This window comes from Curtobacterium sp. BH-2-1-1, assembly GCF_001806325.1.
In the GTDB taxonomy this organism is placed as follows: domain Bacteria; phylum Actinomycetota; class Actinomycetes; order Actinomycetales; family Microbacteriaceae; genus Curtobacterium.
The window spans coordinates 2924192-2940532 of sequence record NZ_CP017580.1; the positions used below are offsets into that span (position 1 = coordinate 2924192).

The 16341-nt window shown below is 73.3% G+C and carries 7 protein-coding genes and 1 other RNA gene; 7 read left to right on the top strand and 1 reads right to left on the bottom strand.

Annotated features, from left to right (window positions below; all coding sequences use genetic code 11):
• Positions 1-79 precede the first annotated feature (79 nt).
• On the bottom strand, positions 80-754 hold the full coding sequence (locus BJK06_RS14030) for an SDR family oxidoreductase (RefSeq protein ID WP_070418399.1): 675 nt from the start codon (positions 752-754) through the stop codon (positions 80-82).
• Between the two features lie 37 nt (positions 755-791).
• Between BJK06_RS14030 and ffs the strand changes: the two genes are divergently transcribed.
• From ffs to BJK06_RS14065, 7 genes are all read left to right on the top strand, one after another.
• Positions 792-888: signal recognition particle sRNA small type (ffs, locus tag BJK06_RS14035), an RNA gene on the top strand.
• Positions 889-1051: 163 nt separating this feature from the next.
• Positions 1052-8602 carry a choice-of-anchor G family protein gene (locus BJK06_RS14040; protein WP_070418400.1) on the top strand — a complete coding sequence of 2517 codons (7551 nt, stop codon included), beginning with the start codon at positions 1052-1054 and terminating at the stop codon, positions 8600-8602.
• A 142-nt stretch (positions 8603-8744) separates the two neighbouring features.
• A complete protein-coding gene (locus BJK06_RS14045; protein ID WP_070418401.1) occupies positions 8745-11678 on the top strand; it encodes a DNA polymerase III subunit gamma and tau in 2934 nt (977 codons plus the stop codon).
• Complete coding sequence (recR, locus tag BJK06_RS14050) at positions 11678-12277, top strand: recombination mediator RecR (protein ID WP_070418402.1); 600 nt, start codon at positions 11678-11680, stop codon at positions 12275-12277. The genes BJK06_RS14045 and recR overlap by 1 nt, the downstream gene beginning before the upstream one ends.
• A 131-nt stretch (positions 12278-12408) precedes the next feature.
• Entirely contained in the window at positions 12409-13674 is a 1266-nt protein-coding gene (locus tag BJK06_RS14055) for an aspartate kinase (protein WP_070418403.1), read from the top strand.
• Between the two features lie 17 nt (positions 13675-13691).
• Positions 13692-14744, top strand: a complete 1053-nt coding sequence (locus BJK06_RS14060; protein WP_070418404.1) for an aspartate-semialdehyde dehydrogenase — start codon at positions 13692-13694, stop codon at positions 14742-14744.
• Positions 14745-14837: 93 nt separating this feature from the next.
• Positions 14838-16325, top strand: coding sequence for a malate:quinone oxidoreductase (locus BJK06_RS14065; RefSeq protein WP_083295273.1), 1488 nt, complete (start codon positions 14838-14840; stop codon positions 16323-16325).
• Positions 16326-16341: the final 16 nt, after the last annotated feature.

Genomic DNA, 16341 nt, shown 5'->3' on the forward strand with positions numbered 1-16341 from the left:
CACGAATCCGACGTCGAACCACCGTCGTCGCCCGGTTCGATGTCGGATCCGTGGTTCGACGCCGCTGCCGTGGTGGGCGTCAGCCGAGCGACGCGACCGCCGCGGGGATCGGGGTGTCGCCGCTCGTGACCTCGAACTGCACGCCGACCGCGGTGTCGTCGAGGAGCGCGTGGAGCACCACCGCCGCGACGTCCGCCCGTGGGATCGTGCCGCGGGGAACCGTGGCGCCGACGTCGACCGTGCCCTGGGGCGGCGTGTCGAGCAGGCCCCCGGGGCGGACGATCGTCCAGCGCAGGTTCCGCGCCCGCAGGTTCGCGTCCGCCTCGGCCTTCGCGCGGAGGTACACCTGGAAGACGTCGGCCTCGGACCGGGCGGGCACGACCGCACGCTCCGGGTCGTACGAGTCCGCCGCCATCGCCGAGATCATCACGTAGCGGCGGATGCCGGCGCGCTCGGCCGCGTCCGCCAGGAGGATCGCCCCGTCCCGGTCGACCGAGAGCTTCCGCTCGGCGCCGCTCCCCGGACCGGCCCCCGCGGCGAACACCACCGCGTCGACCCCGCGCAGCCGGAGCCCGAGTTCGTCGTCGTCGAGCTGCTCGAGGTCCGCGACGATCGCCCGTCCGCCCTGCTGCTCCACGTCGGTGACGTGCGCGGGGTTGCGGACGATGGCGACGGCGTCGTGGCCGGCGTCGGTGATCTGGCGGGCGAGGAGGAGGGCGATCTGGCCGTGGCCTCCGGCGATGGCGATCTTCATGTGTCCGATCTTGCCCGTCGCGTCCGGTAGACTTCTCGGCGGCTCCTCACGTGACGCCATCCAGGCCAACTCCCCCAGGGCGGAAACGCAGCAAGGGTAACCGGGCTCTGGCGGGTGCGTGAGGAGTCTTTTCGTGCGCCCGGCGTCTCTTTCGTAACGGGTTGCGGACAGCAACCTGATCGTGTGCAAAGATCGCCCTCAGGAACCCCCAACCAGGGCTCCTGACCCTCCACCGCCTCACCAGCGGGGGAGTTCCGGATCAGGTGGCGAGCGCGCTCGCCAGGAAAAGAGACACGCATGCGCAGGCACGTGTCGCTGCGGGGTACCCGTGTACCCACGACGGCGGGCGACTGGACACGACGGATCTTCGGTGCTGGCGGCCGAGCTCGACGACGAGCATCGGACGATCGGCGTCTCCTCCTGCGCGGCGGCGTCATCGCCACGGTGACGGCGCTCCTCGCCGCCACCGTGGCGATCCAACCCGCTGCGGCTGCACAGACCGACGTCTCCGAGGCCGAGGGGCTCCTGCTCAGCGGCTCGGGCATCGTGGACGTCGACGGCATCGCCCAGCTCGGCGGCGCCTACTCCGCACGCGGTGCGACGACCGGCGGCGGGACGACGAACCAGCCGCTCAACGTCGAGGCCCTGAACACCGTGGGGGTGGACCTCGGCAACGACGTCGACCTGCTCGGGGCGAACGGCATCCTCACCCTCGGGGTGGCCGGCCAGTACGCGACGACCTCGGCGAACGGTGCGACGGCGTCCTCCGGCCTCCTGACGAACGACGGCGGCATCGGCGTCGGTACCGGGATCGGCACCGGGGCGTCGACGCTCGACCTCAACCCGCTCTTCAGCCGGGTCGGTGCCGACACGACGGTGCTCTCGAACGCGCAGCTGCGTGTCGGGGCGCTCGCCTCGACCCTGTCCGCGACGCGCGGCGCGACGGTCAGCACCACGAGCGACTACCGGATCGCCGGAGCCGACCTCACGCTGACGAGCCCCGCCGTCCAGGGGCTGACGACCTCGCTCCGTGACGAGCTCCGCACGGTGTCGGGTTCGGTGAACGGCGTCTTCGGCACCGGGGGAGCGCTGCAGGGCACCACCGCAGCGGTGTCCGGCCAGATCCAGACACTCCTCCGCCAGGCGCTGCTCGGCACGGTGAACGTGAGCGGCACCACCATCACCGCGAACGTGAACCTCAACCTCGACGGCACCCTCACGCAGGTCCTCCAGCAGCCGCTCACGGACGGCGCCGTGACGATCGTCCCGGCGACCGGCACGATCACGGTGGACCTCGACAAGCTCACGGCCCTCAACGGCCAGCCCGCGAACACCCCGGTGCTGACGACGGTCGCCGTGGACTCGATCAACCAGAGCATCGCCACGATCCTCGGCACGCAGCTGCCCACCACGCTGCAGACGGCGGTCGTCAACACGATCAACTCCACCGCGGTTCGCGTGAACATCGCCACCAACGCCACCGTCCTCGGGCAGTCGGCCGCCGCGATCGGTCTGCAGGTCGACACGACCCTCGGCGCGCTGGCCGGCACCGCGACGGCGAACCCGACCGTCACCGCATCGGGGAGCCTCGTCGGCCTGCCGCTGCCCCTCGGCACCGTGCTCGCGCCGGTCGTCTCCGGCATCGTCGTCCCGACCCTGCAGACCGCGCTCCGGCCGATCATCGGCGGGACCGCCCTCACGCAGCTCGGCACCACCCTGACCACCACGACCACAGCCGTGGCGACGCTGCTGTCGCCGGTCGTCCTGCTCCTCCGCCAGGTCGTCGACCTCACCGTCAACGCGCAGGACACCACGACCGGGTTCCGCGACCGCCGCGGGTACGACCCCGGCTCGCGGAGCGTGCACGCCCTGCGGCTGTCGATCCTGCCCGGGGCGAACGTCGCCACCGTCGACCTCGCCACGTCGACCGTGCGGGCCTCGGCCTTCGTCGCGCCGACCATCACGGCACCGACCGCGAACCAGGTGTTCAGCGTGCCGACGGCGTCCTCCACCCGCAGCGTCACCGTCAGCGGTGCCGGCGAGCCCGGAGCCACGATCGCCGTGACCCTCGGCGGCGGCCGGACGGGCACCGCGACCGTGGCGGCCAACGGGACGTGGACCACCTCGGTGGCGAACGTGCCCACCGGCTCGTACACGGCGACCGCGACCCAGACCGTCGGGGGAGCAGCGGCGGGCTCGGCCACGCAGCAATTCTCCGTCGTCGCGCAGCAGGCCCTGACCATCTCGACGCCGACCGCGGGGCAGACCTTCACGACCACCGGCACCACCGCGCCGGTGACCCTGGCCGGCACCGCGACCGCGAACGCCCGCATCGACGTCGACCTCGGCGGCGGCCTCACCGCGACCGGCACGGCGAACGCGAGCGGCGCGTGGAGCATCACGGTGCCGGACGTCCCGATCGGCGAACCGACCGCGAGCGTGACGCAGACCGTCGGGGACACCACCTCGGCGCCCGTGACCCGGGCCTTCCGGGTCGTCGCCGCAGCCGGCCTCACGGTCGACAGCCCGACGGCCGGCCAGGACTTCCCGCTCGCCGGCACCACCCGGGACGTGCCGTTCTCCGGTTCGGCGCAGCCCGGCGCACGGGTCGACGTCGACCTCGGTGGCGGCCGCACGGCCACGACCACGGCGAACGCCGGCGGTACCTGGTCGACGACGGTGACGGGTGTCCCCGCGGGGTCGTACTCCGCCCAGGTGACGCAGACCGTCGGGTCCTCGACGAGTGCCCCCGTGACACGTGCCTTCACGGTCACGGCCGCCCCGGCGCTGACGATCGACGCACCCGAGGACGGCAGCACGATCACCGTCGCGGACCCGACCTCGACCACGCCCGTCACGGTGTCCGGCACCGCCGCACCGAACGCGCAGGTCACGGTCGGCATCGGCGGGTCCTTCACCGCGACGGTGACCGCGACAGGCGGCGGCGACTGGGAGGAGACCTTCCAGGGCGTCCCGGTCGGCGACCGCACCGCGACCGCTCGGCAGACCGTGGGCGGGACGACCTCCGGCCCCGTGACGAGCGACTTCACCGTCGCCGCCGGTGACCCGATCGCGATCACCGCCCCGGCACCCGGTGCCACCGTCACCGTGCTCGACGCGGACACGACGACCGACCTCGACGTGACCGGCACCGCCGAGCCCGGCGCCGACGTCGCGATCTCGCTCGGCGGCGGGCTGACCGCCACCGCGACCGCGAACGGCGACGGGGACTGGACCGCCACGGTCCAGGACGTCCCGGTCGGCCGGTACACGATCCAGGCGACGCAGACCGTGGGCGGGACCACCTCGCCGGCCGTCCGCCAGGTCGTGACGGTCGTCGCCGGCGCGGCGCTCGCCGTGACCTCGCCGACCCAGGACGGCACGACCGACGTCGCGACCGACGACTCGACGATCGACGTCGTCGTCTCGGGCACCGCGCAGCCGGGCGCCGGCATCAGCGTGGTCCTCGACGGGACGGGCGACCCGGTCACCACGACCGCCGGCGACGACGGTGCGTGGTCGGTGACCCTGCCGGACGTCGGCACGGGCGACCACACCGCGAGCGTCACGCAGACGGTCGGCGGGCAGACGTCCGCAGCCGTCGACCGGGACTTCGCGATCGCCGTCGCCGACGACCTGGTGATCGAGTCGCCCACGGACGCGCAGGAGGTCCCCGCGGGAGCGGGCGGCCAGATCGGCGTCGTCGTGCGCGGCACCGCCGAGCCGGGTGCGAGCGTGCGGGTCACGGTCGACGACGGCGACCCGGTCGACGTGGTCGCCGACGGCTCCGGCAACTGGGCGACCGACCCGACGCAGCTCGGCATCGGCGACCACACCGTCACCGCCGTGCAGACCGTGAACGGCACGACCGGACCCACGGTGACGCGCGACTTCACCGTCGTGCCGGGGACCGCCGTCGCGATCGACTCGCCGGCCGTCGGTTCGCGCTTCGTCGTCGTCGACGGCGACGCGACCGCGACCGTCCCGATCTCCGGCACCTCGGAGCCGGACGCGGACATCTCGGTCTCGCTCGGCCCGGACACGCAGTTCACCACCACGGCCGACGGCGACGGCGTGTGGAGCGTCGACGCCACCGGTCTCGCACCCACCGGCACGTACACGGTGAACGCGAGCCAGAGCGTCGAGGGCGTGGTCACCACCGCGATCCCGACCACGTTCCAGGTCGTCACGGCCGCGCAGCTCGCGATCACCGCCCCCGGCACGGCGCCGATCACGGTCGCGGGCGACGACGTCCGACGTGACGTGACGGTCTCCGGCACCGGCCAGCCCGGCGCCGCGGTGACCGCGAGCACGACCGGCGAGGACGACCAGCGGACGACGGTCGCCCCGGACGGCACCTGGTCGGTGACCTTCCCGGACCTCGCGGTCGGCGAGCACCCGGTGTCGGTGACGCAGACGCTGCCCGGGACGGTCTCGTCCCCGGCCGTCTCCGACCCGGCGACGCGCACCGTCACGATCGAGGCCGCGGACACGGTCACGGTGACGACCCCGGCCGCCGACACCGTGCTGCTCGTCCCGGACGCCGACGCGACGCGTGACGTCACGGTCACCGGGACGGCCGAGCCGAACGCTCCGGTCACGGTGCGACTCGGCGACGACGAGGCGACCACCACCGCGGACGGCGACGGCGACTGGACCGTCACGTTCGGCGGGGTCGGTGTCGGTGACCCGACGCTCATCGCGACCCAGACGGTCGGCGGGACCAGCGCCTCCAGTCCCGCACAGACCGTCACCGTCCGTGCCGGGACCGCGCTCTCCCTGACCGCTCCGACGAACGGCGCCGTCCTGACGGTCGCCGACGCGGCCGGCACGGCCGACGTGCGGGCCGCGGGACGGGCACAGGGCGGGGCCACCGTCACGGTGACACTGTCGAACGGTGACTCCGACGAGGTGACCGCCGCTGCCGACGGCGCCTGGGAGACGACGTTCGCGGACGTCCCGGTCGGCGACTACACGGTCCGCGCGACGCAGGTCGTCGGCGGGCAGACGTCGGCACCCGTCACCGCGGCGGTGTCGGTCCGCGCCGGTGCGCCGCTCACGGTGACGACCCCGGCGGGGGCCACCTCCGTGACGGTGGCGGACTACGACGCGACGACCGACGTGCGGTTCGCCGGCACCGGTCAGCCCGGGGCGACCGTCACGGTCGACCTCGGTGACGGCGGGACCGCGACGGCACGGGTCGACGACGACGGGGACTGGGCCACGACGGTCGAGGACGTGCCCACCGGTTCGTGGACGGCGGAGGTCACCCAGGCCGTGAACGGGACGACGAGCGCGGCGGTCGCACGACCGGTGTCCGTCGTCGCCGCGGCCGACCTGACCGTCCGCCAGCCCGACGAGGACCCGATCACCGTCGCGGACGGCGACGCCACCACCACGGTGACGATCGCCGGTGACGCCCAGCCGGGCGCCACCGTCACGGTCACCGTCGACGACCGCGACCCCGTCGAGGTCACCGCCGGTGACGACGGCGCGTGGAGCGTCGACGTGCCGGACCTCGGCGTCGGCACGCACGACGTCAGCGTCACGCAGACGGTCGACGGGTCCACGTCCACCACCCCGGTCGAGTCGGCCTTCGAGATCGAGGCCGGAGCCCCGGTCGAGATCGCCGAACCGACGGCAGGCCAGGAGTACACCGTCGCCGGCGAGGGCGCGACCACCACGGTCGACGTCAGCGGGACGGCGGAGCCCGGTGCGACCGTCGTGGTCGACCTCGGCGGCGGACGCAGCGAGTCCACCACCGCGGACACCGACGGCGACTGGAGCGTCTCGGTGCCCGACGTGCCCGCGGGCACCCCGACCGTCAGCGTCACGCAGCGGATCGGTGACACCGTCTCCGCCCCGGTCACCGTCGGCATCCGGGTGCTCGTCGCGGACCCGATCACGATCGCCACCCCGGCGAACGGGTCGACCGTGCGCGTCGCGCAGCAGGACTCGATCGCGACCGTGACCGCGAACGGCGCCGCCGAGCCGCTGGCGACCGTCCGGGTGGCGGTCGACGGGGGCTACCCCCGGACCGTGACGGCGACCGCCGCCGGCACCTGGTCCGTCGACCTCGAGGGCCTCGGCACCGGCGAGCACACCGTCCGTGCCACCCAGACGGTCGAGGGATCGACCTCGGCGCCGGTCTCGACGACCTTCACGGTCGCCGCGGGTGCAGCGCTGACGGTCGACACGCCGGCGTACGGCGACACCGTGACCGTGCCGGCCGGCACCACGACCGCGAGCGTCCCGGTCAGCGGCCAGGGGCAGCCCGGCGGCACCGTGCGGATCGTGACCGACGACGGCGACCCCGTCCAGGTCCCGGTCGGCCCGGACGGCCGCTGGTCGACCGAGCTCACCGGTCTCGATGCCGGCGACCACACGATCGTCGTCACGCAGGTCGTGAACGGCACGACGTCGTCGCCGATCGAGCGCGACCTGACGGTGGAGGTCGCCGCGGTGGACACGATCGTCGTCACCTCCCCGGAGAACGGCACCGCCTACCGCGTGCTCGGCGGCTCCACGGACGTCCGGGTCACCGGTGTCTCCGCCCCGAACGCGGCCGTCTCGGTCCGCGTCGACGGCGGGGCCCCGGTCACGACGACGGCGGACGGCGACGGCGAGTGGGCCGTCACCGTGCCGGACGTCGGCACCGGCCCGCACACGATCGCCGCCGCGCAGACGGTCGGTGGGACGACGACGAACGCACCGCAGGTCGGGTTCTCCGTCGCCGCGGCCGCACCGGTCCGGGTCACCAGCCCGACCGACGGCCAGGTCGTCCCGACCACCGGTGCCACGACGTCGATCCCGGTCAGCGGCACCGCCGAGCCGGGCGCCACGGTCTCCGTCGACATCGACGGCCGGACCGCGACGACGACCGCGGGTGGTGACGGTTCGTGGACCGTCACCGTCACCCGGGTCCCGCCGGGCACCCACACCGTGTCGGTCACCGAGACCGTCGGCGGCGTGACCTCCGACCCGGTGACGAGCACCGTGCGGGTCGTGGTCGCCCAGCCGACCGACGTGACCATCACGAGCCCGGTCCCCGGCCAGCTCATCCCCGCGACGGGCACCGGTGACACCGGCAGCTTCACGGTGACCGGGCACGCCACACCGGGAGCGCTCGTCACGGTGCGCCTGTCGAACGGGCAGGTCCGCACCACGACCGCGGACGCCGACGGCGACTGGAGCGTCACGTTCGACCGCGTCCCCGAGGGGGAGTGGACCATCGAGGCGTCGCAGTCCGTGAACGGCACGACGACGGTCTCGCAGCCGGTCCCGATCGTGGTCGACGCGGTGGAGCCGCTCGCGGTCACCTCGCCGACGCCGGGCGCGCACCAGACGGCCTCGGCCGCCGGGACCGTCGACTGGCGGGTCACCGGGACCGCCGAGCCGGGAGCGACCGTCACGGTCGTCGCCGACGACGGCACGCCCGTCACGACGACGGCGGCCGAGGACGGCACCTGGTCGGTCGTCCTGCGACTGGCGGTCGGGCAGCACACCATCCGCGTGACGCAGACGGTGGCGGGTGCGACGTCGGCCGTGCAGTCGGTCGCGGTCGTGGTCGACGCCGCGGTGCCGGGTGGCCCCGGCACGCCGGGGACGCCCGGGACGCCCGGAACGCCCGGTGCGCCCGGCGCGCCTGGGACTCCGGGTGCGCCCGGGGCCGGCGGCAACGCGTCCGGGAACGGGAGCGGGACCGGTTCCGGGTCCGGTGGGCTCGCCTTCACCGGCGCCGACGTGGCCCCGCTCGCCGGGGCAGCGGGTGGCCTGGTGGTGCTCGGCTTCCTCCTGCTGGGCCTGTCGCGGCTCGCCCGCGGCCTCCGCCGCCGCGGACGCGTCTGAGTCCGTCGCACGCACGAACCGCGCCTCCCGTCCCGTCGTCTGCACGGACGGGAGGCGCGGTTCGTCACGTGCCCGCCGCCCACTTCCCACAGGTGGTCCGGTCCGACCATCGGGTGTCGGTCGTCCCGGCTACCCTTGGGGCGTGGTCACCGCCCTGTATCGCCGTTACCGGCCCGAGAACTTCGCCGAGCTGATCGGACAGTCGCAGGTCACCGATCCCCTCCGGACGGCCCTGCGCACGAACCGGGTCAACCACGCCTACCTGTTCAGCGGCCCGCGCGGCTGCGGCAAGACGACGTCCGCGCGCATCCTCGCGCGCTGCCTGAACTGCGCCGAGGGCCCGACCGACACGCCGTGCGGCGTCTGCCCGAGCTGCGTCGAACTGGCACGCGGCGGCGGGGGATCGCTCGACGTGATCGAGATCGACGCCGCCAGCCACAACGGTGTCGACGACGCCCGTGACCTGCGCGACCGTGCCGTGTTCGCCCCGGCGCGCGACCGCTACAAGATCTTCATCCTCGACGAGGCGCACATGGTGACGCCGCAGGGCTTCAACGCGCTGCTCAAGTTGGTCGAGGAGCCGCCGGAGCACGTCAAGTTCATCTTCGCGACGACCGAGCCCGAGAAGGTCATCGGCACGATCCGCTCGCGCACCCACCACTACCCGTTCCGCCTCGTCCCGCCGGCAGCGATGCTCGAGTACGTCGAGCAGCTCTGCCAGCAGGAATCGGTCTCGGTCGCGCCCGGCGTGCTGCCCCTGGTCGTCCGCGCCGGCGGTGGTTCCGTCCGTGACACCCTGTCGCTGCTCGACCAGCTCATGGCCGGCAGCGAGGACGGGGCGATCGCGTACGAGCGGGCCGTCGCGCTCCTCGGCTACACCGACGCCGCACTGCTCGACGACGTGGTCGACGCGCTCGCCGTGGCCGACCCGGCATCGGCGTTCGCCGCCATCGACCGGGTCGTGCAGACCGGGCAGGACCCTCGTCGCTTCGTCGAGGACCTCCTCGAGCGCCTCCGTGACCTCATCGTCGTGGCCGCGACCAACGAGAGCGCCGCGGCCGTCCTCCGGGGCGTCTCGCCGGAAGAGCTCGACACGATGACCCGGCAGGCCGGTGTCTTCGGTGCGACCGGGCTCTCGCGTGCGGCGGACATCGCGAACCGGGCGCTGACGGACATGACCGGGGCGACCTCGCCGCGGCTGCACCTCGAACTCATGACGGCGCGGATGCTCGTGCCCGAGGTCGACGACACCCAGCGCGGTGCCCTCGCCCGGGTCGAGCGACTCGAGCGACGCATCGGTGTCGGGGACGCCGGCGGGCACCAGGCCGGGCCGGAGTCGCTCCCGGCCGCGGGGTCGACCACCGCCCCCGCGCCGAGCACGCAGCCGACCGCACCCGCTCCTCGGGCGGCCCAGGCCCCCGCGGCTCCGGCCCAGGCCCAGGCCCAGACGCCGGCGCCGGCTCCTGTTCCGGCCGCCGCCGAACCGCCCGCCACCCCGGCCCCGACGTCGACCGACCCCGGTGCCACCGCTCGGGATGCCGCTGCCTCGTGGGCCGCCGCGGTGCCGAGTGCACCCGAGGCGCCGTCGAGCGGGCCCGGGTCCACGCCGGCACCCGGAGCCACGCCGACGCCCGCCGCGGGCGCTGCGAACGCGTCCTCGACCGGCCAGGGCGCGGCTGCGGGCGACGAGCCGGCCGTGCGTCCCATCGGCGCCGTCGGGTTCCAGCAGCTCCGCGACTCCTGGCCGCAGATCGTCGAGCACGTCCAGCGGCAGAAGCGTTCGGCGTGGTCCGTGGTCGTCACGGCGCAGGTCACGGCGCTGCGCGAGGACGTCCTCACCCTCACGTTCCCGAGCCAGCAGGACGTCGCCTCGTTCAAGGAGATGTCCGACCCGAACGCCAGCGTCAGCGAGCTCCTGCGGGCCGCGATCGTCGACGTGCTCGGGCTCCGTGTGAAGTTCGTCGCCCGTGGTCCCGGTGGGCCGGGGCAGCAGCGACCGCCGCAGCAGCCCGGGGCCCAGCCGCCGCAGGGGGCCGCGCAGCCGACGCCGAGTGCCGCGCCTGCCCCTGACGCTGCGGGTGCTGCGGGTGCTGCACGGCCCGGTGCCGACCGGTCCGCCGAGACGGCTCCGGCCGCTCCCGCGCGTCCGGAGCCGACGACGTCCGAGCCGCACGGGTCCGCCGAGCAGCAGGCGGCGGGGGACTCCGCCGACCGGTCCGCTGCGCAGGAGTCCGGCGGGGGCGCATCCGCCACGGGAGCACCCTCGGCGGCCGAGTCCGCCGCGCGCGAGACGGCACCGTCGGAGCACGCGGCACCGGCACCGGCACCGGCACCGGCACCGGCTCCGGCACGGCCGGACTCGGCGCCCGCGCAGGGAGACCAGCGCCCGACGCAGTCCCGCCCTGCACCCACCCCCGCCGCGGAGCCCACCCCCGCCCCGGAGCCCACCGGCGCCCCGGAGCCCACCGGCGCCCCGGTCACCGAGTGGGCCGTCGCCACGATCCCCGCCGCGGATCCCACCGCCGGGGCCGAGCGCTCGTGGTCGGCACCGTTCGGCACCACCGACACCGGTGAGCCCGTCGCTCCCGTCCCGACCACGTCCGACCCGACGGTGGACGCGGCCCTCGCGGCACAGCTGCGCCCCGCGTCCTCGCTGGGCGCCCCCGCACCGCAGGCGGCCCCGTCGACGCAGGCCGCGCCTCCCGGCAGTCCGGACACCGACGCCGACCGCGGCCCGGGCGCCGAGCCGTCCACCGGCCCGGACGCCGCGCCGTCCACCGGTCCGGCCGCCGCACCGGGCGGCAGCCCGGACGTCCCCGTCGACGACTACCCGCTCGACGACGACCCGTACGGCGACGGCGACCCCTACCCCGACGCGCAGCAGTCCGCCGCACCGCAGCAGCCCGCCGCCCCCGCGCCGAGCCAGCAGCGCCCGGCACCGGCCCAGCGCCCCGCCGCACCCGCCCCGCAGGTCCGCCGCACCCCCGTCGCGGGCCGCTACGGCGAGGCCGTCGTCCGTGAGATCCTGAACGCCCAGTTCATCGAGGAGACCTCCCTCCACGAGGAAGGCGCCTGATGTACGACGGCATCGTGCAGGACCTCATCGACGAGTTCGGTCGCCTCCCCGGCATCGGACCGAAGTCGGCGCAGCGCATCGCGTTCCACATCCTCCAGACCGAGTCGTTCGACCCCACCCGGCTGTCCGAGCTCCTGGCGGACGTCAAGGAGCGGGTCCGCTTCTGCGAGATCTGCGGCAACGTCACCGAGAACGTGCAGTGCAGCATCTGCCGTGACCCGCGCCGGTCGCCGGCGGTCATCTGCGTCGTCGAAGAGGCGAAGGACGTCGCCGCGATCGAACGGACGCGCGAGTTCCGCGGGCTGTACCACGTGCTCGGCGGCGCGATCAGCCCGATCGACGGCATCGGCCCGGACGACCTGCGCATCCAGCAGCTCATGACACGACTGGCGGACGGCACGGTGGACGAGGTCATCATCGCCACCGACCCCAACCTCGAGGGAGAGGCCACGGCGACGTACCTCAGCCGACTGCTCGTCCCGATGGGCATCCGCACGACCCGCCTGGCGTCCGGGCTGCCCGTCGGCGGCGACCTCGAGTACGCCGACGAGGTCACGCTCGGCCGCGCGTTCGAGGGCCGTCGGGTCGTCGGCGGCTGACCTGCCGGAGCCGAGCAGCGCGCAGGATCCTTGCGTCTGCACCGGCTCTGACGCAACATCCTCGAAACACCGACTACCATCATGAGACCGCGTGACAGTCGCGGAACCGTCGTCCCCGGGAGTACCAACCAGTGGCCTTGATCGTGCAGAAGTTCGGTGGATCGTCCGTCGCGGACGCCGAGAGCATCAAGCGCGTGGCGAAGCGGATCGTCCAGACGAAGAAGGCCGGCAACGACGTCGTCGTGGCCGTCTCGGCGATGGGCGACACCACCGACGAGCTCGTCGACCTCGCGCACTCCGTGACACCGATCCCCGCCGGACGTGAACTCGACATGCTCCTCACCGCGGGGGAGCGCATCTCGATGGCGCTCCTGGCGATGGCGATCAAGAGCCTCGGGGTCGAGGCGTCGTCGTACACGGGCAGCCAGGCCGGCATGCTCACCGACGCCCAGCACGGCAAGGCCCGCATCGTCGACGTCACCCCGAAGCGCGTGCGCGAGGCACTCGACGCCGGGCACGTCGCGATCGTCGCCGGGTTCCAGGGCTTCAACCGCACGACCGGCGAGATCACCACGCTCGGTCGCGGCGGTTCGGACACGACGGCCGTCGCCCTCGCCGCGGCCCTCGACGCCGACATCTGCGAGATCTACACCGACGTGGACGGCATCTTCACCGCCGACCCGCGCGTGGTGCCGAAGGCCAAGAAGGTCGACCGCATCACCAGCGAGGAGATGCTCGAACTCGCAGCATCCGGTGCGAAGGTCCTCTACATCCGTGCCGTCGAGTACGCCCGTCGGCACGGCGTCACCTTGCACGTCCGCTCCTCCTTCAGCAACGCCGAGGGAACCATCGTCTACAACCCTGCAGAGGGGGAAACCGTGGAAGAACCGATCATCACCGGCATCGCCGGAGACCTCTCCGAGGGCAAGATCACCGTCGTCGGCGTGCCCGACACCCCGGGCAAGGCGGCGGAGATCTTCACGATCGTCGCCCGCGCCGGCGCGAACATCGACATGATCGTGCAGAACGTGTCCGAGGCCGTCACCGGGCGGACCGACATCTCGTTCACGCTGCCGAAGGACCAGGGCCAGGGCGTCCTGACCGCGCTCGAGGTCGCGAAGGCCGACATCGGCTACGAGGGCATCCAGTACGACGACCAGATCGGCAAGCTCGCCCTGGTCGGCGCCGGCATGCGCACGAACGCGGGCGTCTCCGCGGCGCTCTTCCGCGCCCTGCACGAGGCGTCGATCAACATCGAGATGATCTCCACGTCGGAGATCCGCATCTCGGTCGTCACCCGTGCCGACACCCTCAACGAGGCCATGCGCGTGGTGCACAACGCGTTCGGCCTCGACGCCGACTCCGAGGCCGTCGTCTACGCCGGCACCGGCCGCTGACCCGTCAGGAGCACCGCATGAGCACCCTCACCGTCGCCGTCGTCGGCGCCACCGGCCAGGTCGGCGCCGTGATGCGCCGCCTGCTCGAGGAGCGCGCGTTCCCGGCCGACCACGTCCGGTTCTTCGCGAGCGCCCGGTCCGCCGGCACCACGCTGCCGTTCCGCGGCGAGCAGATCGTCGTCGAGGACTCCGAGACCGCCGACCCGTCGGGCATCGACATCGCACTGTTCTCGGCCGGTGCCACCGCCTCGCGGGCACTCGGGCCGAAGTTCGCCGCCGCGGGCGCCCTCGTCGTCGACAACTCCAGCGCCTGGCGCATGGACCCGGACGTCCCCCTCGTCGTGAGCGAGGTGAACCCGCACGCCATCGACGATGCGCCGAAGGGCATCATCGCGAACCCGAACTGCACGACGATGGCGATCATGCCGGTCCTCAAGGTGCTCGACACCGAGGCCGGCCTCCGTCGCCTCGTCGCCACCACCTACCAGGCGGTCTCGGGTTCCGGGCTCGCCGGCGTCGAGGAACTGCTCGGCCAGGCGCGGGCAGCGCTCGAGCAGGACACCGCGGTGCTCACGCACGACGGCTCCGCCGTGACCTTCCCCGAGCCGGTCAAGTACGTCCGCCCGATCGCGTTCGACGTCATCCCGCTCGCGGGCAGCATCGTCGACGACGGGCTGGGCGAGACCGACGAGGAGAAGAAGCTCCGCAACGAGAGCCGCAAGATCCTCGAGCTCCCCGACCTGCTCGTCGCCGGGACCTGTGTCCGCGTGCCCGTCTTCACGGGCCACTCCATCTCGGTCAACGCCGAGTTCGCGCGTCCGCTGTCGCCCGAGCGTGCGACCGAGATCCTCGCCGACGCACCCGGGGTCGAGCTCGCCGACGTCCCGACGCCGCTGCAGGCCGCCGGGCAGGACCCGTCCTTCGTCGGCCGCATCCGTGCGGACCAGTCCGCACCCGAGGGACACGGCCTCGCGCTCTTCGTCAGCAACGACAACCTCCGCAAGGGCGCCGCGCTGAACGCGGTGCAGATCGCCGAGGCGATCGTCGCGCGCCGGACGGTCGCTGCGTAACCCTGTGCGATCCAGGAGGCGCGGTGCCAGCTGGCACCGCGCCTCCTGGCGTTCCCGGCCCGGCTTGTCAGCCGACGCCGCTAGCATTGTCGGGTGGCAGTGAAGCAGGTGGACCCCATCGACGTCGTCCTGGTCGGGGGAGGGATCATGAGCGCCACCCTCGGCGCCATCATCCACCGGCTCGAACCCACCTGGAAGATCCGCGTCTACGAGCGCCTCGGCACCGTCGCGCAGGAGAGTTCGAACCCGTGGAACAACGCCGGGACGGGCCACTCCGCGCTCTGCGAGCTGAACTACACGCCGGAACTGTCGGACGGCCGTGTCGACATCAGCAAGGCCGTGACCGTCAACGAGCAGTTCCAGGTCTCGCGCCAGTTCTGGGCCCACCTCGTCGAGACCGGTGACCTGCCGGAACCGTCGAACTTCATCAACCCCACGCCGCACATCTCGTTCGTGTGGGGTGCCGACAACGTCGAGTACATGCGCAAGCGGTACGAGGCGATGAAGAACCACCCGCTCTTCGCCGGGCTCGAGTTCTCCGACGACCCGCAGCAGATCCGGAAGTGGGCGCCCGCGCTCATCCCGGGTCGGAAGAAGGACCAGCCGATCGCGGCGACGTACTCCGCCGCCGGGTCCGACGTGGACTTCGGGTCGCTCACCCGGCAGCTCTTCGACCAGCTCGAGATCGACGGTGTCGAGTTCGAGCCGTCGCACCAGGTCACGAAGCTCACGCGTTCGACCGTCAGCGAGGGCTGGGTGCTCGACGTCCGCAACGAGATCGGTCGGTCGACCCAGCGCATCGCGGCGAAGTTCGTCTTCGTCGGCGCCGGGGGCGGGGCCCTCCACCTGCTGCAGAAGTCCGGCATCCCGGAGATCCGCGGGTACGGCGGGTTCCCGGTCTCCGGCGAGTTCCTCCGCACCGACGATCCCGAGGTCGTCCAGAAGCACTCGGCGAAGGTCTACGGCAAGGCCAGTGTCGGTGCGCCGCCGATGTCCGTCCCGCACCTCGACACCCGGATCGTCGACGGCAACGCCTCGCTCATGTTCGGGCCGTACGCGGGCTTCAGCCCGAAGTTCCTCAAGCAGGGCTCGCTCTTCGACCTCGTGAAGTCGATCCGGCCGCACAACCTCCGGCCGATGCTGAGTGTCGCGTTCTCCAACTTCGACCTGGTGCGCTACCTGATCGGGCAGCTCCTCGCCTCGAAGCAGACGAAGTTCGACGCCCTGCGCGACTTCATGCCGAGCGCCGAGCCGGGCAACTGGCACCGCATCACCGCCGGACAGCGCGTGCAGGTCATCAAGCCCGACAAGGACAAGGGCGGCGTCCTGCAGTTCGGCACCGAGGTCATCACCTCGGCCGACGGCTCGATCGCCGGCCTGCTCGGTGCGAGCCCGGGGGCGTCCACCGCGGTGCCGATCATGCTCGGCCTGCTCCGGAAGTGCTTCCCGGACCGCTGGGACCGCTGGGAAGCCGCGGTCCGCGTGATGGTGCCCACCTACGGGCAGGACCTCGGGTCCGACGCGGCGCTCGCCGACGCGACGCTCGAGCGCACGGCGAAGGTGCTCGGACTCCACCACTGAGCCGCTCCCGCTTGCG